Origin of the sequence: Kangiella sp. HZ709 (genome assembly GCF_009674675.1) — a bacterium.
Taxonomy (GTDB): domain Bacteria; phylum Pseudomonadota; class Gammaproteobacteria; order Enterobacterales; family Kangiellaceae; genus Kangiella.
In genome coordinates this window covers 1,724,047-1,744,713 of the sequence record NZ_WKJC01000001.1, presented here as the reverse complement: position 1 = coordinate 1,744,713, position 20,667 = coordinate 1,724,047, and the positions used below count along the sequence as shown (strand labels likewise).

Annotated in this window: 16 protein-coding genes; 9 read left to right on the top strand and 7 right to left on the bottom strand. The window is 39.2% G+C overall.

The window, feature by feature from the left end; translation table 11 throughout:
* Positions 1-13: 13 nt before the first annotated feature.
* From GJS41_RS08175 to pilG, 5 genes are all read right to left on the bottom strand, one after another.
* Positions 14-6,271 carry an Hpt domain-containing protein gene (locus GJS41_RS08175; protein WP_154246781.1) on the bottom strand — a complete coding sequence of 2,086 codons (6,258 nt, stop codon included), beginning with the start codon at positions 6,269-6,271 and terminating at the stop codon, positions 14-16.
* A gap of 127 nt (positions 6,272-6,398) precedes the next feature.
* Positions 6,399-8,747 (bottom strand): methyl-accepting chemotaxis protein, encoded by a 2,349-nt coding sequence (locus GJS41_RS08170; RefSeq protein WP_154246780.1) that lies wholly within the window; start codon positions 8,745-8,747, stop codon positions 6,399-6,401.
* A gap of 47 nt (positions 8,748-8,794) precedes the next feature.
* On the bottom strand, positions 8,795-9,355 hold the full coding sequence (locus GJS41_RS08165; RefSeq protein WP_154246779.1) for a chemotaxis protein CheW: 561 nt from the start codon (positions 9,353-9,355) through the stop codon (positions 8,795-8,797).
* A 5-nt stretch (positions 9,356-9,360) separates the two neighbouring features.
* Positions 9,361-9,726: a response regulator transcription factor gene (locus GJS41_RS08160; RefSeq protein ID WP_154246778.1), complete on the bottom strand. Its 366-nt coding sequence runs from the start codon at positions 9,724-9,726 to the stop codon at positions 9,361-9,363.
* Between the two features lie 65 nt (positions 9,727-9,791).
* Positions 9,792-10,175, bottom strand: a complete 384-nt coding sequence (gene pilG, locus GJS41_RS08155) for a twitching motility response regulator PilG (RefSeq protein ID WP_154246777.1) — start codon at positions 10,173-10,175, stop codon at positions 9,792-9,794.
* Between the two features lie 267 nt (positions 10,176-10,442).
* Here pilG and gshB point away from each other — a divergent pair, with 267 nt between their 5' ends.
* The 5 genes from gshB to GJS41_RS08130 all read left to right on the top strand — a co-directional run bounded on the left by gshB (position 10,443) and on the right by GJS41_RS08130 (position 15,693).
* Entirely contained in the window at positions 10,443-11,390 is a 948-nt protein-coding gene (gshB, locus tag GJS41_RS08150; RefSeq protein ID WP_154246776.1) for a glutathione synthase, read from the top strand.
* A gap of 33 nt (positions 11,391-11,423) precedes the next feature.
* Positions 11,424-12,332, top strand: a complete 909-nt coding sequence (locus GJS41_RS08145; RefSeq protein WP_154246775.1) for an energy transducer TonB — start codon at positions 11,424-11,426, stop codon at positions 12,330-12,332.
* A 74-nt stretch (positions 12,333-12,406) separates the two neighbouring features.
* The gene (locus GJS41_RS08140) at positions 12,407-12,970 is read left to right on the top strand and encodes a YqgE/AlgH family protein (protein ID WP_154246774.1); all 564 of its coding nucleotides are present in this window, start codon (positions 12,407-12,409) and stop codon (positions 12,968-12,970) included.
* Positions 12,970-13,401: a Holliday junction resolvase RuvX gene (ruvX, locus tag GJS41_RS08135; protein ID WP_154246773.1), complete on the top strand. Its 432-nt coding sequence runs from the start codon at positions 12,970-12,972 to the stop codon at positions 13,399-13,401. Before GJS41_RS08140 ends, ruvX begins: the two co-directional genes overlap by 1 nt.
* A gap of 84 nt (positions 13,402-13,485) precedes the next feature.
* Positions 13,486-15,693 (top strand): EAL domain-containing protein, encoded by a 2,208-nt coding sequence (locus GJS41_RS08130; RefSeq protein WP_154246772.1) that lies wholly within the window; start codon positions 13,486-13,488, stop codon positions 15,691-15,693.
* Between the two features lie 31 nt (positions 15,694-15,724).
* On the opposite strand, the gene GJS41_RS08125 is transcribed toward GJS41_RS08130, so the two are convergent.
* Both GJS41_RS08125 and GJS41_RS08120 read right to left on the bottom strand, forming a co-directional pair.
* Positions 15,725-16,864 (bottom strand): PilT/PilU family type 4a pilus ATPase, encoded by a 1,140-nt coding sequence (locus tag GJS41_RS08125; protein WP_154246771.1) that lies wholly within the window; start codon positions 16,862-16,864, stop codon positions 15,725-15,727.
* Positions 16,865-16,876: 12 nt separating this feature from the next.
* Positions 16,877-17,911 carry a type IV pilus twitching motility protein PilT gene (locus tag GJS41_RS08120; protein ID WP_154246770.1) on the bottom strand — a complete coding sequence of 345 codons (1,035 nt, stop codon included), beginning with the start codon at positions 17,909-17,911 and terminating at the stop codon, positions 16,877-16,879.
* A gap of 35 nt (positions 17,912-17,946) precedes the next feature.
* Between GJS41_RS08120 and GJS41_RS08115 the strand changes: the two genes are divergently transcribed.
* The 4 genes from GJS41_RS08115 to GJS41_RS08100 are packed head-to-tail and all read left to right on the top strand — an operon-like array spanning position 17,947 to position 20,587.
* A complete protein-coding gene (locus GJS41_RS08115; protein WP_154246769.1) occupies positions 17,947-18,645 on the top strand; it encodes a YggS family pyridoxal phosphate-dependent enzyme in 699 nt (232 codons plus the stop codon).
* Positions 18,638-19,507 (top strand): pyrroline-5-carboxylate reductase, encoded by an 870-nt coding sequence (gene proC, locus GJS41_RS08110; protein ID WP_370515661.1) that lies wholly within the window; start codon positions 18,638-18,640, stop codon positions 19,505-19,507. The genes GJS41_RS08115 and proC overlap by 8 nt, the downstream gene beginning before the upstream one ends.
* A 16-nt stretch (positions 19,508-19,523) precedes the next feature.
* On the top strand, positions 19,524-20,093 hold the full coding sequence (locus GJS41_RS08105) for a YggT family protein (RefSeq protein ID WP_154246768.1): 570 nt from the start codon (positions 19,524-19,526) through the stop codon (positions 20,091-20,093).
* A 53-nt stretch (positions 20,094-20,146) separates the two neighbouring features.
* On the top strand, positions 20,147-20,587 hold the full coding sequence (locus GJS41_RS08100; protein ID WP_154246767.1) for a DUF4426 domain-containing protein: 441 nt from the start codon (positions 20,147-20,149) through the stop codon (positions 20,585-20,587).
* Positions 20,588-20,667 lie beyond the last annotated feature (80 nt).

The following is a 20,667-nucleotide window of genomic DNA, read 5'->3' as shown; positions in this document are numbered from 1 at the left end:
TTAATCTATCTCTCTATAGTTCCAACATTTTTTCGATAGTAGCCAATAAGTTCTCTTCATTATATGGCTTACCTAAATAATCATTTACGCCAATTTCTTCAGCACGTTGACGGTGTTTCTCACCAGTACGTGACGTAATCATAATGATCGGAATTTGCTTTAGTCGTGAGTCGTGACGTATTAAGCTCGCTAATTCGAAACCATCCATCCGTGGCATTTCAATATCCAATAACATCACATCAGGGACAATGTCATTTAATTGAGTTACTGCATCCACACCATCCTTTGCAGTCACCACTTTATACTGATTTCTTTGCAATAAGCGAGAGGTAACTTTACGTACCGTAATCGAGTCATCCACAACCATAACCGTAGGAACTTTTTCTTCTTCCACAATTTCTTGGGTAAACTCTGAATGGTGTGCAAAATCCCACTCGTGGAAACGATCAACCAATGTTTGCATATCCAGAATCAGTACAACGCTACCATCACCTAAAATGGATGCACCAGAAATACCCGGTACAGTACTTAACTGGCGACCGACTGATTTCACCACTACCTCACGCGAACCTAGTAGCTCATCAACGTGTACGGCTATAGGTTGATCTTCACCCTCAATAATAAGCACCGGAATCATTTCTTCGGTAGGTGCTAACATTTGTGAGTTTCGATCTAATATTTGCCCCAAATAACGCAGCTCATACTCTTCACCGAGATGATTAAATTTTGCTGTCTTATTTTGGTAAATCTTAATAATTTCTTTAGCACTTACTCTAGCTACGGTTGTAATATTCGAAAGTGGAATTGCATAGTTTTCACCTTTTACTTTAACCATCAAGGATTGGTTAGATGATAAAGTAAATGGTAAGCGAACGGTCATGGTAGTGCCTTCGCCTTCTGTTGAGTTAATGGCTAAAGAACCACCTAACTGCAAGATCTCACTATGGACTACATCCATACCAACACCACGACCAGAAATCTGGGTCACTTCTTCAGCGGTAGAGAAGCCGGCTTGTAGAATAAGGCGATACAACTCACGATCTGTTGGCTGATAAGACTCATCAATCATGCCTTGTGCTACAGCGCGCTTTTTAACTTTAGTTTTGTTAATACCAGCGCCATCATCCACAATTTGAATAAAAACTTCATTACCGCGACGCTTCAATGATAGGTTTACAACACCTGTTGGTGATTTACCGGCTTTAACACGATCTTCTTTTGATTCAATACCATGGTCAATCGCATTTCGCAGCATGTGATCAAGTGGAGCAACCATGCGCTCAATAACAGTTCTATCCATCTCACCTTCAGAACTTAAATTAAGTTTTACATCCTTATTAAGTTCTTTAGCAATTTGCTTAACCATGCGGTTCAAGCGGCTCTCAATACTATCAAAAGGAACCATTCGCGTACGCATTAAACGATCTTGTAACTCAGTATTAATTCTAGATTGCTGCAGTAAAGCTGCTTCTGTATCACCGATTTTTGCTTGTAACGCCTCTTGTAGTGACACCATATCACTAGCCGCTTCAAGCAATGAACGCGTTAATTCTTGTTGACGAGTATACCTATCCATTTCTAGCGGATCGAATTCGTCAAAGTCCACTCCAGAAATTTCTCGACGATAAAGTACCTGTGCTTCTGTTTCGATCTCTAGGTTACGTAATTGTTCTTTTAAGCGGTCAACTGTTGAGCCTACTTCACTTAAGTTAAAGTTCAAATCACCAATTTGTTGCTCTAATCGCGCTCGTAGAATCGAAGCCTCGCCTGCTAAGTTAACTAAGTTATCTAAAACATCTGAACGGACACGAATAACGTCACGAGTTTCAGCTTCTTTAGTCGCCTGATCTTTAAGTTTCTGACGTTCAATTAATGAAACAATTTTTACATCAACTTGCTCGTCGGTTACCACTTCCTGACGTCTTGCCAATTGCTCAAGCTGATCTTTAATGGTTTCAATATCAGTATCGAGTTGAATTAATAATTGGTTCGCTTCTTTTGGTAACACACCATTACGAACTTCAACGATCATTTCACTCAGTTGGTTATGCGCTTTATTTAATAAATCTTTCCAGCGAGACTGACCCACTCTTGAATCACGACTTAATAGCTTAGTCGCTAACTCTGTTTTTTCTGCTAAGTTAGCAATTGGAGATAAGGTTGATAATCGTGCGCCACCTTTAATGGTGTGCATGCTCTTAACTGCTGAATTAAGAACATCATTTTGACGCATATCTTTTGCCCAATGCGCCACAGATTCATCATAATTAGCCAATAATTCATTAGCTTCAGTTAAGAAAATCTCAGCAAGCTCTTGATCCCATAAGGACTCTTCAGTAACTTCTTCAAGAATCTCTTCTTCTGGCTCTTCTAATTGAGCTTGTTTTAACTCAGCAATGTGAGCATTAATTTGATTGATGAAAGCTTCATCAAGTTTAATTTTCTGACCTGCTTTACGCGCATTAAACATCGCCAACAATTGATCTTCAGATTGTTGAGCAATTGATACAGTCTCAGCTTTAGCCGTGAATAATTTATCGGCAAGACCTGTATACAAATCTTCTAAGCCGTGTGCCAAGTCACCAATCTCTGAGAAATTGGCCATTCTGGCGCTACCTTTTAAGGTGTGCAGATTTCTTTGTAGTTCAAGAATAACATTCAGATCCGTTGGGCTTCTCTCCCAGGATTCTAATAAGTCTGCATCACTCGCGAATAATTCTTCACCTTCTTCAATAAAGATCTCTAGGATTTCACTATCGACTTCATCTAGTTCATCTTCAGAAACTTCTTCAGCAACTTCTTCAGCAACTTCTTCAGCAACTTCTTCAGCAACTTCTTCAGCAACTTCTTCAGCAACTTCTTCAGCAACTTCTTCAGCAACTTCTTCAGCAACTTCTTCAGCAACTTCTTCAGCTACTTCTTCAGCTACTTCTTCAGCTACTTCTTCAGCTACTTCTTCAGCTACTTCTTCAGCTACTTCTTCAGCTACTTCTTCAGCTACTTCTTCAGCTACTTCTTCAGCTACTTCTTCTGCTACTTCTTCAGCTACTTCTTCAGTACTTTCTTCAGCTACTTCTTCAATCGCATCATCAAGTGTAAATTCAATTAAATTTTCAGAAGTTTCTTCAATAGCATCTTCTGAAACAGTAAGATTTTCTTCCGAAACCAACTCTTCAGTACCACCCTTAAAGATATCATCAAGTGAAATATCGATTTCTTCGAATTCCATACTTCCATCAGCATCTTTAGTATCTTGCTGTGAAGGGTCAGTTACGCTTTCCTCTGACATAACAACTGGCAGTTCTTCAGGTGCCCAATCTTTTAATTCAGAAACTAAAACATCCGCAGCAGGTATTGATAAGTTTGCTGCTAAACAATCAAATTGATTTTCCAGCTGATTACTGGTTTTACGTAACAGTTCATCTATCGAAGGATCAACAACTGTACTTGTTAAATTTTTCTGTAAAGCTTCGCCTATAGCCTGCGTGACATCGTAAACCTCTGGTACATCTGCAGACATCAATAAAGCGTCTAGTCTATCGGTTGAAGCCATTAGATAGGAAACTTGCTCTCGTCGAGAATCTTCAGAAGCGTCAGATAAACGAATGGCTTTTAAATCATTCAATACATCAGCTGCCACATTAAATAAATCCTTAAGTAACTGAGGATCTCTACCCATCTCGTCTTCAGCAGTAAGGTCTTCATCAAAGCGAACTTGTAACTGCGAAACTTGATCTAAGATTGCTGCTTCATGAGCATGAATAACTGAATCATCGCTTGGCTGCTCAATAATATGCCTCAATAAATCTTTAACATGAGCAACTAAACCCATATCATCTTTTTCAGCCATTAGCTCACGAGACTTCAACTCTTGGAAGTAACTTTCCACTGGAACTATGACATTTTTTAACGATTCAATATTAGAGATATGCGCAACCCCTTTTAAGGTATGCAATGAACGCAATAACGTATCACTAATATGACTTTGTGTGATTCCTTGAACACGCTGGTTGGCAAACATTTCAAGGTTGGTAATATGACCTTCTGCTTCTTGCTTAAAGACTTCAAGCAATTCTTCTTCTGGGCTTACTGCATCATCTTCGGCTTCAACAGTTAAATCGGTAATAATTTCGCCTTTACTAATGCGATTCGCTTGCTCAATCAATTTCTCTGGTAATTCGCACTTTTGTCCTTTAGCGAATTTTTCAACCATCGATGGCAACACATTAATTGAGTCTTCGATGGTTAATACCATTGCAGGACTGTACTCAACGCTGTTATCGATCAGTCGATTCAGCATATTTTCAATTGACCAGCCAAGCTCGCCTATTTCATGAGCTTCAACCATACGACCTGAGCCCTTCAGAGTATGGAAATTACGACGAATAGTTGACAGCACTTCGGTTTGGAACTGATCTGCTTTCCAAACAGGAACCAACTCATTTAGTTCCGCTAGAACTTCTTCAGCCTCTTCAATGAATATTTCTCTAACTTCATCATCTATTAAACTATCATCATCATCTTCGGCCACTAACTCTATTTCAGGCAGCTCAACTGCCTCTTCAAGTACCGGCGCGACTTCTTCAACATCATTGTAGTGACTCTCTAATTTATCAACACTATCAATAGCTCTTTTCAATACTACCGGCAGGCCATGAAGTCCCGACGATAAAAGGCCTTCCAAATAATAATCGACACTACTAATGGCATCAGCAAGACTAACAATTTCTTGCTCACTTAAAACAACTTTCTTTTCCATTAAGAAACGACTAACAAATGTCTTTGTTTTAGATATCACATCTTTGAGCGTATCCAGTTTAGAAAACTCTAGAGCCCCTTCAACTTCACTTAATAAATTGGGGACAACTTCTAGGCGCTCTACTTGATGATCCTCTTCTAAGTAATCCGCAATATAGTCTTTAACTTTTTGTAAATTTGTTCTGGACTCTTGAATTAGCTGATAGCGCGCATTTACTACTTGCAAACTGTCTTCTTCAGATGACTCATCTTCCGATTGAGTTAACTGCTCACTACTCATCGACATGCGAGTTTTAATGTTATCATCTAACTTCAAAATCGACTCAACAACAGAAATAAGCGCATGACTTCTTTCTTCTGATTCAAGCGCAATTAACTCTTTAATAGCACTTACTTGGTCATTGACTAAATTTCTTGATTGACCAAGGTTTAGCATCGCCATGGTATCTGAAATTTTTTGCAAATTTGGAATTAAAGCTTCAAGAGGCTCATCTTCAACCGACTGAGTTCTGATATATAAATCTAGTGATTCCTTAACATCGTCCAAATCTTCTTGGATAATCCCTAACGCGGCTTTAATACTATCAGTATCAGGGCCACTGAGCTTTGCTGATTCTTCTTCATAATCACCAAGCGACTCCATTAAATGAACTAAATCATATCGTCTTTGTACTTCTTTTACCGAATCATGTTCGCTTTTAAATTGGCCTATGCAGAAAAGTAAATTGGTTAATAAAACATCGGCTTCTGCCTTATGTTGATTTTGTTCCGTTAGATCTCTGATTCTACGATCTATTTTTCCTGCAAGACCTTGTGCCGTAACATCTGCCGGCTCACGCTGTGCTGCAATCTCGCTCAAGAATACATGAGCGACCCACCATAAATTACTATAAAAAACACGTTCACCTAACTGCCATAACTTCTTGACTGCGGCGCTCATATTATTCAAGTCATCGATAGAGTGAACATCTTTTATAAAGCCGATTAAACCTTGCTGATATTCGTTTCGAATAGTTTTAACTTCGCGATTAATATCACCTGAAAGGTTAAGAGATTCAGAGGCTTGCAGTGGCTTAATTGAATCTAAATCTACGCTAATTAAGTTGCCAACAGCCATTAAATCTTGGCCACGACAGCTTCGCATTTCATTGATTTGAGGCATCAAGATAATCGGTAGATCCGCTTTATCTTCTGCGTAACGGTTTAAGTAACTTTTAAATTTCAAAATCGAAGACAAAAACACTTCGTAAGCGGCACCTTTATCCTTGACTTTATTTTCGCCAATATCTTCGGATAAAGCTTCCATTTCTTCGGCTAATATCGCTGCACCATTAAACTCTAGCATTCTTAAGGTGCCAGCAATTTGATGCATACAATTAGTACAGAAATGTATTTGCGTCTGATCACTTTCATCTTCCGCAAAAGCATTAATTGCAGCTTGCGCTTGTGCAAGCGTACTTTCTATTTCATCTCTGACCCAATTTAAAGCTACTTTGGTTTGACTATCTTTCATCTTCACACCGTTATCGCCATTCAATATTTATTGCTTATCGTTATTATTTCTTCCTTCAACAAATATCAAATGCAGTTGTAGAGTCACGAGAACACTATCGTTCTCGTGGTTACATTAGACTTTTATTTTAATCTTTTTTGTCTGTCCCTAAATCTTCTAGAAGCTCATCAAGCTCTTCGATAATGGAATCATCATCGTTAGAAGATGCATCAAATTCTTCAACCGCATCATCTAATTCACTATCAATATCAAGCTCAGAAAAATCATCATTTAATTCTTCAAGTTGCTCTTCGGCTTCAGTTAACTGCTCTTCTGCTTCTTGGATATCAAAGTCACCTTCAGATAAATCTTCAACAGACTCATCATCAAAACCAGTGGTATCTTCAAAACTTTCAGAAACCGGTGCACTACTGCTGAAATAATCTTCATTACTAGAATCCAATTTAAAGCCTGATACTGAACGACTTAGTTCCTCAGAAAGCTCAGCTAACTCACCAATCGAACGGGCAGTTTCTGTAGTACCCTCTGAAGTTTGTGAAGTAATTTCCTGAATAATGGTCATCGTATTGGAAACATGACCAGCAGATGCTGCCTGTTGTCGTGCGGCGTTTGAAATCGATTGAATCAAATCAGCTAAGTTAGTTGATACGTTTTCAATTTCTTCCAGCGAGACACCCGCGTCTTGTGCTAATCGAGCACCGCGGACAACCTCAGAAGTGGTATCTTCCATCGAGATAACCGCCTCGTTAGTATCGTTCTGAATCGTTTTTACTAGCGCTTCAATCTGCTTCGTTGCATTACCTGAACGCTCCGCCAGTCGTTGTACCTCATCCGCAACAACCGCGAAACCACGACCAGCTTCACCCGCTGCCGATGCCTGAATTGCCGCGTTAAGTGCCAGAATGTTCGTTTGGTCAGCAATATCGTTAATCAATGATACGATGTTACCAATTTCTTGTGACGACTCACCCAGACGTTTAATACGTTTAGAAGTTTCTTGGATCTGCTCACGAATCGTGTCCATCCCTTTAATCGTGTTACGTACAACGGCCCCGCCTTTCTTCGCGATCTCAACCGACTTTTCCGCAACCTGAGATGATTCTGATGCGTTGGTAGATACTTGCTCAATCGATACTGCCATTTCATTAATCGCCGCCGTAGCTCCGGTAATTTCCTGTGCTTGTTGACGCGATGCCTCAGCTAATGCCATCGATGTTTGCTGTGTATTTCCGGTTGATTTTGTTACCTGATCCACCGCCGTGTTAATAGTTCCTACCACGCCTCTCAATTGGTCAATGGTTAAGTTAAAGGAGTCAGCAATTGCACCCGTGAAATCCTCGGTTACGGTTGCTTTTACCGTTAAATCACCATCTGCTAATGAATCAATCTCATCCAGTAATCGAATAATAGCTTCCTGGTTTTGAGCGTTCTCTTCTTTTTCTTTCTCTGCTGCAACTTCTGATTCTGCTAAGCGAGATTTCTCCGCTTTACGTTGGCTTAAGTACAATAAGACAAGTAACAATAATATCAAGACGAATAAAACACCAGAAATGGTTGTACTACCAAACTCAGTGACACTAGTAGTAGCCGAGTTAAAGGCTGTCTCAAGCTCCTCCGTTGAACCCAGTAAGCTTTCTGAGTTAGCGAAAATTGCATCTGACGCTTCTTGTACCTGAAATAATTTTGGAGTACTGAAAACGATGTAATCAACTTTATCTGCCACATCTTGGAAAACATCTACAATTGCTTCTAATGATGAGCGGGCACTAGAGTTTGCAACACGGCGGATTTCTAATATTTCGTCACCGCTAAGCTGACCTTCAAGGTAAGCTCCGAAAGTATCAACGTCTTGACCGAAATCTTCTGAAGCTAACCTTGCTTCTTCACCACCACGTAATACTTTTTGCAGACCCGAAGAGATTCTCTCAGCTAACCACTTCTGACGGGTCGCTTGGTGAATCTCGTCACCGTTTGAACGAGTATCTAGTAGCGTATCGATAACATTGTCATATTCGCGCTGCATATTTGGAATCAATCCATCCAAATCATTTGCATTGGCGAACATTTGATTAACGACATTCCTATTTTCTAGGATTCTATCGGAACTACCTTTAATCTCTGCCCATTGTGTACTTAATGATGCAAGTTGATTGGTTTGTATATTCAGCGGTGCAGCCGGCAAGCCTGCGATGTCATCTCCATCGACCAATTTACGCAAATTAGCGTTGAATTTATTAGAGGCTTCTTCAAGCTCGGTAAATGCCGCCTGAGTACCTTTAGCGGCCTCCGTGGCGTTTGTAGCAATCTGCTGAGACAATACCTTCATTTCTGAAGCTAGTGCAATTCTGCTGGTAACATTGCCAGATTGAATAAAGCCATAAAACGCATTAACAGCGAATCCAATCAATACCAATACTAATAAGAAAATAATAAAATTAGAGCCTGTGCGGCCTTTTTTTACAGTGGTCTCACTCATGAGTTGCTCCCGAGACGTTAATCAAATAACACATTCTTTTTATCTATCTAAACTACAGCAATTTGGTGAATAGCAGCACTTTCCGCTAACTCTTTCATACCAAATATTCGCCATAACCCCTGTTCGCGCTCAAATGCTCCTACCACATAAGGCGCTACTGCCGCATCAGCAGTTAATCCTTTCTCTTTTAAATCTTTCTGATCGAAATGTTGCATACCAGTGACCTCATCAACGATAAGTCCTAAGTATGAACCTTGTTGATCAAGCACTAATACTCGTTGCTTTAAAACGTTTCTCGAGCTGGAACGCCCTAAGAATTCTTGCAAATCGATTAAAGTTAATAGGACACCACGTAAATTGGCGACTCCCTTTAACCAAGTTTTTACACCAGGAACCTTGGTAGTTTCAGGTACTGGAATTATTTCAGCAATTTCATCTAATGGTGCTAAATAATCCACACCATTTAATGCAAAACTTACACCGCTCCAAAATGCAGTACCTCGAACATCGTGCTCTGGTAATGAATCTTTATGCTTTCTACTACGCTCAACAATGGAAGATAACAGTTCAACCAATTCCTTCGATTTTTCACTGTATTTCTCAGCCATAATTCTTAACCGCCTAGTACGTTATTCAAAGATTCGATTAAAGATTTTTCATCTACCGGCTTGGTGATGTAATCATTAGCTCCTTGTCTCATTCCCCACACTCGATCGGTAGCTTGCGATTTAGTGGAAACAATAATGACCGGGATAGAAGAGGTAACACCATCTTTTTTCAACTGTCTGGTGGCTTGGAAACCATTTAAACCAGGCATAACCACATCCATTAAAATAACATCTGGATTATTAGCCTTAGCTGAAACAATACCTGATTCACCATCTGGTGCGGTGATCACTTGATGTCCATTCTTTTCTAAAATCCCTGTGAGGATATGAGCTTCTGTGGGAGAATCATCCACAATAAGTACTCGCGCCATATCAATTTACCTCTTTATTTAATACTGATATTTAAGTTGACTCTAACGAATCAACCCTATTTAAATTAATTTTCTAGTTGACCAGTGATCGCATTCAACAACTCATCGCGGCTGAATGGCTTAGTCAAATAATTATCCGAGCCTACGACTCGCCCTTTTGCCTTATCGAAAACACCGTCTTTACTAGACAACATAATTATAGGTGTTGAACCAAACTCTTTATTACTTTTAACCAGAGCACAAGTTTGGTAGCCATCCAAACGGGGCATCATGATATCAATAAAGATAATGTCAGGCTTATAATCGGCTATCTTGGATAATGCATCATAGCCATCGACTCCAGTGACTACCTCACATCCTTGTTTTTTCAATAAGGTTTCAGCAGTTCGACGAATAGTTTTACTATCATCTACCACCATAACCTTCAATCCTGCAAATAAATCGCTCATGGCTGGAACACCCAAATAAAATAACTAGATTAAATAATAAGTTAGAATAAAAACCTAAATAGTTTTCTAACTTTTACTTTCTAACATACTTTTTTATAATTAGCAAAAGTCCTATTCCAACATAGCCTAAAGCCCTACGCTGTTACATGCAACTACTTTTTCCATATTAAATGTCGGCATTTTTTACAATTATTATTCTAGTCGTCAATAGATCTTATTTCAGGTTTAATGATAACCTAAGTCATTGATTCCTTGGAACCCAATTTAATGAGCCTTTCACTTCTAATGATCATGGACCCGATTGAGTCCATTAATATAAAAAAAGACACTAGCTTTGGCTTTTTAATGGAAGCGCAAAAGCGCGGTTGGGATTTATACTACTGCCTACCCGAAGATTTAAGCCTTGCAGAAAATCAAGTAATTGCCCATTGCGAAGCATTAGAAGTTTTTAATGAAGTTGGCGCTCACTTTCAGTTGAAAGCCAAGCAATACAAGCCAGCTTCAGATTTTTCTACAATTTTCATGCGCAAAGATCCTCCTTTCGATATGAATTATATTTACAGCACTTACCTGTTAGAGCTTGCTCAAGAGTCAGGCACTTTAGTGGTGAATAACCCGCGCAGCCTTAGAGACTGTAATGAAAAATTATTTACTGCCTGGTTTCCCCAATTTAGTCCAAAAACCTTAGTCAGCGCTAACAAATCACAAATTAAAAATTTTGTAAAAAACCAAAAGGATGTCATTTTAAAACCGCTAGACGGTATGGGCGGAGCATCAATATTCCGTGTGACAGCAACAGATCCTAATATTTCGGTAATTATCGAAACTCTTACTCAACATGGCAGCCAGTTAGCCATGGCGCAAACGTTTATTCCCGAAATTAAACAGGGTGATAAACGCATCTTAATCGTCAATGGTGAGGTGATTCCATACACGCTTGCCAGAATTCCATCCAGCGGTGAAACACGAGGTAATCTTGCGGCAGGTGGTACCGGCGTTCCCATGCCAATTACAAAATCAGAAAAAAATATTGCCGAACATATTGCTCCAGAGTTAATAAAGCGCGGGCTTTATTTTGTTGGGCTGGACATGATTGGTAATTATGTTACTGAAATCAACGTTACTAGCCCCACGTGTATGCGAGAATTAGAGAATGAATATGGTATTAATATTGCAGCGCAACTATTTGATGCTCTTGAGAGTAAGCTTTCTTAAGAAAATCTATTATTAACAATAAACGTTCAATCTATGAGTAAAAGCAAAGATCTAATCAAGTTAAAAAGTTCTCCTGTCACCGAAAGTGACCGGCTTCGATTTGCTTTGTTTTTCGCAGTAGCTTTACACTTAATCGTTATTTTTGGGATCCGTTTTGTTTTACCTGCTGCAGAGTCTAGCCCTATACCACTTTCTCTAGAAGTCACTCTTGCCCATCGTTCAAATCTTGAAGCGCCGACAGAAGCCGACTTCATTGGGCAAAATAATCAAATTGGTGCAGGCAATAACGAACAGGCAGAACGTCCTACCACTGAATTAGAACACTTCAAATCTACTGAAGGACTTACTACCACACCATCCCTTGAGATGGTGCCAGAGCAAGCTAGCATAGAAGCGAACAAAAAAATTATTGCTTCTAACACCAGTAGCAAATTTAAAACTTTTCAACGACCTGAAAAAGAACTTAAAGAAATTGAACAGGAAAAAGAACAGTTGACCGAACTAACGCCAGATCCACAATTATTAAAACAACTTAACCTCGAGCAATCTTTAAATGATAATACCTCTACTCGTGGCGAGAATGCGCAAGGCATTGCCGCTGCGGTAAAAGCATCGCCCGACGAAGCACCTTATTTGGAAGCCTGGCGCAATAAAGTGTTAGCAGTGGGTAATCGTCATTATGCGCCAATTTCTAGCCAGCTAGGCTTTGGTTCTCCTACAATAAAAGTAGTGATTAATAAAAATGGTCAGCTTCAATCTGTACAGCTACAAAAATCATCAGGTAATCCCTTGATTGACGAAACTGCAAAAGAATTAATTCGCTTAGCTGCTCCATACGATCCTTTACCGCCATCGGTTTTAAAGAAAGGGAACCGATTAGAGTTTGTCCGAAGAATGGACTTTGATCCAGGCGCTGGAGTCAGCAGTCATTCCAGCAGGTAAGCTCAACATAAAGGCTCGGAATATAAGCATCATCATCACTCTTTTTTTCTATCTAATACTGTTATAATTAAGCTATGCAACAAATAAACTCGTTGGCTAATCATTTGCTGATTGCCATGCCAAATCTTGAAGATCCTTTTTTTAGTCGTAGCGTCACTTACATTTGTGAGCATAGCTCTGATGGTGCCTTGGGCATTGTGATTAATACTCAATTAAAAGCTGATTACCAAGAGTTATTCCAACACCTAAATTTTGCAACGCTGGACACCAAAGCTTTAAAAACGAAACTACTCGCTGGCGGCCCAGTGTCTCCCGAAAGAGGCTTTATTCTGCATAGCCCTATTGGCAGCTGGAATTCCAGCTTAACCGTCACTGACAATATCGCCCTGTCTACCTCGGAAGATATCTTGACTGCAATAGCTTTAAATCAAGGTCCTGAAAAAGTTAAAATCGCCCTAGGTTATGCCGGTTGGGAAAAAGGTCAGCTTGAAAAAGAGTTAGAAGAAAACTCCTGGCTTTTTGTTGAAGCAACTGAATCTTTATTATTCGATACACCATTTGACCAAATCTGGGATAAAGCTACTCAACTGCTTGGAATTGATTGGACTCAGCTTAGCACTCAAAAAGGCCATGCTTGATGAGCGATATAAAGAAATATAATCGCTTTCTAGCTTTTGATTATGGTGAAAAACGCACTGGTGTTGCCACTGGCAATTTAACCATGCAAACCACGCAAGCTTTGACTGTGTTGAGTTGTCATAATGATCAACCCAACTGGCTGGATATCGAAAGTATAATCAATGAGTGGCAAGTGGAAGCCTTTGTGGTGGGACTACCTTTAAATATGGATGGTAGCGAACAAGAAATTACAATCAAGGCTAAAAAGTTTGGCAACCGGTTACATGGTCGCTTTGGTTTGCCACTATTTTTCCACGATGAGCGTTTAAGCTCAGTTGAAGTAAAAGAGTACTTATTCGAACTGGGCGGTTATAAAAAGGTGTGTCAAGACATAGATGCCTATGCCGCTGAGCTTATTTTGAAAAGTTTTTTTGCCGAAAACCTGTATTAATTCCTTTGTAAGTCATTTTTGATATGGTTCTTAGCCCGCAGTTAGGATAATCTGTTGAGTAAGGAATTAAAGGAATAATCAAATTTGCTTGCAAAATTTGCTAAAGACAAAAAACTATTATGGGGATTTATCACTCTCCTATGGATGAGTTTTACCTTTTTTGCGGTCATTAATTATTACCTCCATAAAAACTTATTGATAGATACAGCTATCAGTAGCTTGGAAAATCAAACCCAAGTCACAGGTTATACCTTTGACGAATGGATGAGCGCCAGAAAGTCTGTGGTCATTAGTTTAGCCAACGAACTTAGTGAAAATACTCTTTCTGATCATACAAAAATTCCACAATCTTATTTTAACAGGATCGCCAGAACAGAATTACTAGATTTTCTCAGCTATACTTTAGAAAGTAATTATTACCGCTCTAATCCTTGGGTAATTCCTCCCGGATACTCTCCCAATACTCGGCCCTGGTATACAGAAACAAAAGAAGCACTAAAACCCATAACCACCAATCCTTACATCAGTGTTGAGGATAATAAAACCGCATTTATCGCATTTACAGTACCCATTATTGAACAAGGTACTTTTATGGGCGTGGCCGCTGGTGAAGTAGAATTCACCACCATTTACAATAAGATTTTAGGTTCACAGCTAAACCACCAGGGCAAGTTTCATTTAGTTAACTCGCAAGGAAAAGTGGTGCTAGAAGGCAATTCGCCGCTACATAAAATTTCCGATTCATCAGTCGTTGATATGAGCGCATTAATACAGAAAATAAACTCGGAAAACAAATCTCACTTAATGACTGAAAATAAAATTTATGCTTTTTATCCTTTAAAACATAATACGTGGTGGTTAGTTTCAGAAGTCGATAAAAGCATTGTTCTTCAGCCTGTATACCTGCAATTAAGAAATATTTTGTTGCTCTTTATTTTCTTAGCATTCAGCACTTATATTTTACAGCGACTCTACTCTTCTCGCGTCTTTAAACCCATCATTAAACAATTCCAAACTGATTGGCAAACGACTTTGCCGAACAAAAATAGTTTTCTGGAAGGCATACAAATCTTATCTAACAATGGCAGTCACTGTGGGGTATGCTTATTAATTGAATATCTCGATATGTCAGCGTTAATGTCTAATTATTCAAACGAAGAAATTCGAGAAATTCACCGAGAAATTATTCGAAGAGTGCAATCAATTTATGGCAAAAAACTTATTCAAGGTTCAATCGCCTACGACCAAATAGCTTTCTTTAAGCCAATGAATCAAGTGCCTAATATTTCAAAAATTGATAAGTGCTTCGAGCAACTACAAGCATCTTTAACTAATAATTTTTTGATCAATGATAATTTAATCACCATTAAATTTAGATTTTCTAGCGCATCTATTCCTAACGATGGCAGCTCTTTTGATATTTTAAATAAGGCACAAATTGCCCTTTCTACCATTCAAGATAAAGGTAATAATTTCAAATCTTATACTGAACACACTAAGTCCAAACTGGCGAATGAAACTAAGCTGGTACAAGCGTTAAATACGGCGATTAAAAATAATGAGTTTTCACTTGTTTACCAGCCTATTTTCAGCTTCCCCGATAAAGAAATAGAAGGCGTAGAAGTTTTAAGTCGATGGAACAGTCAAGCTCTTAACAAGACTATTCCACCATTGGAGTTCGTTCAAATCGCTGAACAAAATAATCTTATTCATGATTTCTCTCTATGGCTGGCAAAAACACTTTTTATACAAATTAGTATTTGGCAAAATAACAATATTAGCTTTAAAAAATATGCTCTAAACTTGTCCAGTCACAACTTGCATAACCCCAGATTTATCAGCAAATTCATTGAGTTAATTAAGAAACATAAAATTGATGCTAATCAACTTGAAATTGAAATCACCGAGCATGTTGCGATAGAGCATTTTCCAAAAAGACAAAATCCGCTAAAGCAATTACGGGATCTTGGCGTCTCGATATCCGTCGACGATTTTGGCACCGGCTACTCTTCGCTGTCTTATCTTAAACAATTACCGATCAATACCATCAAAATCGATCGCACTTTCATTAAATCTTTGCCTAATAGCCAACACGATATAGCGCTCAGCAAAGCCATCATCGATATTAGTAAAGAATTTGGTTTACACCTGATAGCAGAAGGAGTGGAAAACTCTGAACAAGCAGACTTCTTGCACAAATGCGGCTGCTCACATATGCAAGGATACCTATTTGCTAAACCTATGAGTGCGGAAGAGCTCGAAGCTTTTGCAGCAATAAAAAAGCCTAGTTAAACTAGGCTTTTTAACAACAAAGAGTTCATTTTTAAAACATTGACGAAACCGAGTCGTCATCTGCCTGCATAGTTAATCCATCAGTCGAGTCTTCTAATGCTGTCGCATCTTTTTCATGTAGTTTAATGCGTAAACGAAGATCATTTGCTGAGTCAGCATGTAACAAGGCATCATCGTAACTAATATGTCCATCCACGTATAAATCAAACAAAGCTTGATCAAAGGTTTGCATGCCTTGCTCACGAGAGCGAGCCATTAATTCTTTCATTAAATGAACTTCACCCTTTCGAACATGATCAGACATTAGTGGAGAATTGATCATGATTTCTACCGCTGCACGTCTACCTTTTCCATCAACCGTTGGAACCAGTTGTTGTGCAATAATTGCTTCAAGATTCAATGATAAATCCATAAGAACGCGCGTGTGCTCTTCCTTCGGGAAGAAGTGCAAAATCCGATCAATTGCCTGGTTAGCATTGTTCGCGTGTAAGGTACACAAACACAAGTGACCAGTCTCAGCAAATGTGATCGCGTTAGACATAGTTTCGTGCGAGCGAACCTCACCGATTAAGATAACGTCTGGCGCTTGCCTTAGCGTATTTTTCAGTGCTATCTCAAATGACTCGGTATCAATACCTACTTCGCGCTGGGTAATAATGCATTGATCATGACGATGCACATACTCAATTGGATCTTCTACCGAAATAATATGCCCCATTGAATTACGATTTCTGTGTCCGATCATTGCCGCTAATGAAGTTGATTTACCGGTACCCGTAGCGCCCACGAAAATAATGATGCCTCTTTTCTTCATTACTAATTCGTTTAAAGTATCTGGAATTTTCAAATCATCGGTAGTCGGGATTTTAGTTTCGATACGACGGACAATTAAGCCAGGTTGGTTTCTCTGCATAAAAGCTGATGCACGGAAACGACCAACGTTTTCAAGACTAATTGCATACTGACATTCGCTAGTTTCTTCAAACTCTTGTCTCTGCTTTTCAGTCATTGAAGAATGAATCAGCTCAGACACTTGATGTGGTGTTAACATGGACTTTGAGGCAGGACGAATCTTGCCATTGATTTTAATGCTCGGCGGTCTATGCACAGTTACAAATAAGTCCGAGCCTTTGTTATCCATTAATGCTTTTAGTAATGGTTCAATCAACATAGTTTAGATCCTTTAAAAATCGTCTGGATTTTTAGCTTTCAATCGAGCATCAGCACGCGAGACAATACCTTTTTGCACTAACTGTTTTAAACCGTGATCCAAAGTTTGCATACCCAAAGACATACCGGTTTGCATTGCAGAATACATCTGAGCAATTTTATCTTCACGAATAAGATTTCGAATCGCTGGTGTACCAATCATAATCTCGTGTGCTGCACATCGACCACCGCCATTCTTCTTAAGCAATGTTTGCGCAATGACCGCCTGCAATGATTCTGAAAGCATTGATCGAACCATACCTTTTTCACCCTCAGGGAATACGTCAATTACACGGTCAATCGTTTTCGCTGCAGAAGTCGTATGTAAAGTCCCAAATACCAGGTGGCCTGTTTCCGCCGCGGTTAGTGCCAATCGAATAGTTTCTAAATCACGCATCTCACCAACTAGAATAATATCAGGATCTTCACGCAGTGCCGAACGCAGTGCATTAGAGAAGCTATGAGTATCACGATGCACTTCACGTTGGTTCACCAAACATTTTTTCGAGTCATGCACAAATTCAATTGGGTCTTCAATGGTTAGAATATGCTCATGCTTTTGCTCATTCACATAATTCATCATGGCTGCCAACGTGGTTGATTTACCAGAACCAGTAGGCCCTGTAACCAATACTAAGCCACGCGGATGCATTGAAATATCTTGGAAAATCTTAGGTGCATTAATTTCTTCTAAAGTTAAAACACGCGAAGGAATGGTTCTGAATACCGCAGCTCGGCCACGGTTCTGTACAAAGGCGTTTACACGAAAACGAGCCACATCCTTAATCTCAAATGAGAAATCAGCTTCTAAAAACTCTTCATAGTCTTTACGCTGCTTATCATTCATAATGTCATAAATTAATGAATGGACTTCCTTATCTTCGAGCGCAGGTAAGTTAATCTTACGTATATCGCCATCGACACGGATCAGAGGAGGCATCCCAGCCGATATGTGTAAATCAGAAGCATTATTCTTAACACTAAATGCTAAAAGTTCTGTAATATCCATATGTTAGACCCCATATTTGATAATTTTTATAACCAATGAATAGAATAGCCTTTACACTAGAAGATCTGCAACAAGAAATCGCAAAAACCTGCGCTAAAGGTCAGATTTTTCAAGAAAATGTGCGATTAATAGCCGTTAGCAAAAGGCAATCGGTCGAAAAAATTCGAAACTTGGCCGCGCAGGGACAAATAGATTTTGGCGAAAACCAATTGCAGGAAGCTTTGGACAAAATGTCCCAACTTGCTGATTTATCATTAAAATGGCACTTCATTGGTACGCTGCAAAGTAAAAAATGCAAGGTCATTGCAACTCATTTTGATTGGGTTCAGTCGGTCGACAGAGAAAAAGTGGCCATCAAATTGCATGAGGCCCGTCCAACGTCAATGTCTCCACTTAACGCATGCATTCAGGTAAATTACTTTAAAGAGCCCCAAAAGTCAGGAATAGAACCAAACCATGTTTTTGAATTGGCTCAAACAATTAATGAATTGCCCAATTTACGGCTAAGAGGCTTGATGATATTACCACCAAAAGAAACCGAGCCTAACAAGCAGGCTAGTAATTTCGCAGAAATTAGTGCATTTTACCAACAATTAAAACAACAATTGCCGACAATGGATACTTTATCTATGGGGATGTCTGGCGATTATCAAGCTGCCATTAAGTCAGGTTCAACCATGATTCGTATTGGCACCGGTCTATTTGGGACAAGAGAGGAGCTAAATCGTGACTAGCAAAAATTGTCACTCTATTGCTGATTTAACGATTGGATTTATTGGTGCTGGCAATATGGCGCAAGCGATTATCCATGGTTTAATTGCCGCCGACCATTCAGCATCACAAATCATTTGCTCGAATCCTAGCCAAGGCAAACTTAATGCTCTAAAGCTAGCTTATCCGGATATAAACTCCACTACCGATAACAATAAAGTGTTTGAGGTGGCTGACATCATCATTTTAGCAGTTAAACCGCAAATGTTGTCAGTTGCTCTAAGCTCCATTAATACTGATTTATGTGCTGATAAGCTTTTGATATCCGTAGCTGCAGGTGTTGAAACTTCAACCATCTATGAATTGTTGTACTCCAAAGGGGCGATTGTTAGAGCCATGCCCAATACTCCTGCCACCATAGGTGAGGGGGTAACCGGGTTATTTGCTAAGGGCAATGTTTCAGAAATACAAAGAAGTTACTCTGAGCAGATTTTCAATTCCGTCGGACAGAGCGTTTGGATCAAGCAAGAATCACAAATGGACTGGGTTACCGCGATCTCCGGGAGCGGCCCAGCACATTACTTTTATTTCTTAGAGGCTGTTATCGACTCTGCTGTACTACATGGATTCGATCCATCTACGGCTAGACAGCTTGCTGTTCAGACAGCCATAGGAGCAACAAAAATGGCAGGAGCTAATCATGACGCCGACATTTCTCAATTAAGACAAGCAGTAACTTCACCCGGTGGCACCACTGCTGCGGCAATTGAATCATTCCAAAATGATCAATTTGCTGAGATAATCAATCAAGCTTTGAAAGCTTCAGTAAAACGCGGGCAAGAATTAGCTCAAACGTCTAAAGCCAAACAAACAACACATAAATAACCAAAAAGAGAATAATATGAATCTAATGGTTCAACTAATTGAGCACCTTACTAATCTAATTTGCATGATTTTTTTAGTAAGAGTTTTACTACAATTAGCGCGAGCTGATTTTAATAATCCAATTTCGCAATTTGTACATAAGTTTACTTTTCCAGTGATTAACCCCTTGCGCTCTATCTTTCCGGACTTTGGGAAATTTAATTCTGCCTCGTTACTTGTAGCGATGATGATATTGGCTATAAAGTTATTCCTGATAAGTCTAATTTTAAATGCCAATATTTCAGCCAATGTCATGCTGATCGGAACTCTAATTGGACTGCCATCATTTGCTGGCTTAGTCATGAATATCGTGACTCTTTTAACAGTACTATTTATCGGCTTGATGGTCACCAGTTTTTTAGCCGGTGGGCAATACAATCCCGCCATGATCTTTTTTCATCAAGTCACTAGGCCGCTACTGTCGCCATTACAAAAAATCATTCCGCCAATAGGTGGTAGCATTGATATCACTCCAATGATTTTTCTATTCGCTTTGATTTATTTACAGAAGATTCTGATCAATTTAGGCATGCAGCTTTTACAATAAATTCAAGCAAAGTAAGTTATAATGAAGTCTGACTCAGCAAACTGGAGTTACCCATGAAATATTCGCTTGTAGCTATTTTATTAACTGTTTCTACTGTTTTTCCTTTTTCATTGGCTGCAGAAGAAAAACGAGTTGGCGATCATATTATTTATTACAATGCTTTTAACAGTTCTTTTCTACAACCAGAAGTTGCTACCGCCTATAAAATCCAGCGAACTTCTTTTACCGGCGTTTTAAATATTTCTATTCATAACGCTAATAAGAAAGGTTTGCCTGATGCGATTGCAGCCAATGTTCAAGGGCGCATAAGGAATCAGCTATCGCAAAACCAAGAACTGTCTTTTCGAGAAATTAAAGAAGAAAACGCCATATATTATTTGGCTGATTTTCAGTTTAGGCCGCGAGAAGAAACTGACATTAGGTTTATCGTAAGAATACCAGGAATATCGGAACCGATTGAAATCGAATTCGACCAAAAATTTTATAAAGACTAGAGCTAAGTCTTTACTGCTTTTGAAAAAAGGCGATTAGAGTCAGTTAAACGTAAATTGTTACGTATCATTTTGTATAGTTG

Bases quoted from the DNA above. Each gene is read 5' to 3' on its own strand.
- GJS41_RS08175 (WP_154246781.1), bottom strand. From the start codon at position 6,271: ATGAAAGATAGTCAAACCAAAGTAGCTTTAAATTGGGTCAGAGATGAA.
- GJS41_RS08170 (WP_154246780.1), bottom strand. From the start codon at position 8,747: ATGAGTGAGACCACTGTAAAAAAAGGCCGCACAGGCTCTAATTTTATT.
- GJS41_RS08165 (WP_154246779.1), bottom strand. From the start codon at position 9,355: ATGGCTGAGAAATACAGTGAAAAATCGAAGGAATTGGTTGAACTGTTA.
- GJS41_RS08160 (WP_154246778.1), bottom strand. From the start codon at position 9,726: ATGGCGCGAGTACTTATTGTGGATGATTCTCCCACAGAAGCTCATATC.
- pilG (WP_154246777.1), bottom strand. From the start codon at position 10,175: ATGAGCGATTTATTTGCAGGATTGAAGGTTATGGTGGTAGATGATAGT.
- gshB (WP_154246776.1), top strand. From the start codon at position 10,443: ATGAGCCTTTCACTTCTAATGATCATGGACCCGATTGAGTCCATTAAT.
- GJS41_RS08145 (WP_154246775.1), top strand. From the start codon at position 11,424: ATGAGTAAAAGCAAAGATCTAATCAAGTTAAAAAGTTCTCCTGTCACC.
- GJS41_RS08140 (WP_154246774.1), top strand. From the start codon at position 12,407: ATGCAACAAATAAACTCGTTGGCTAATCATTTGCTGATTGCCATGCCA.
- ruvX (WP_154246773.1), top strand. From the start codon at position 12,970: ATGAGCGATATAAAGAAATATAATCGCTTTCTAGCTTTTGATTATGGT.
- GJS41_RS08125 (WP_154246771.1), bottom strand. From the start codon at position 16,864: ATGTTGATTGAACCATTACTAAAAGCATTAATGGATAACAAAGGCTCG.
- GJS41_RS08120 (WP_154246770.1), bottom strand. From the start codon at position 17,911: ATGGATATTACAGAACTTTTAGCATTTAGTGTTAAGAATAATGCTTCT.
- GJS41_RS08115 (WP_154246769.1), top strand. From the start codon at position 17,947: ATGAATAGAATAGCCTTTACACTAGAAGATCTGCAACAAGAAATCGCA.
- GJS41_RS08105 (WP_154246768.1), top strand. From the start codon at position 19,524: ATGAATCTAATGGTTCAACTAATTGAGCACCTTACTAATCTAATTTGC.
- GJS41_RS08100 (WP_154246767.1), top strand. From the start codon at position 20,147: ATGAAATATTCGCTTGTAGCTATTTTATTAACTGTTTCTACTGTTTTT.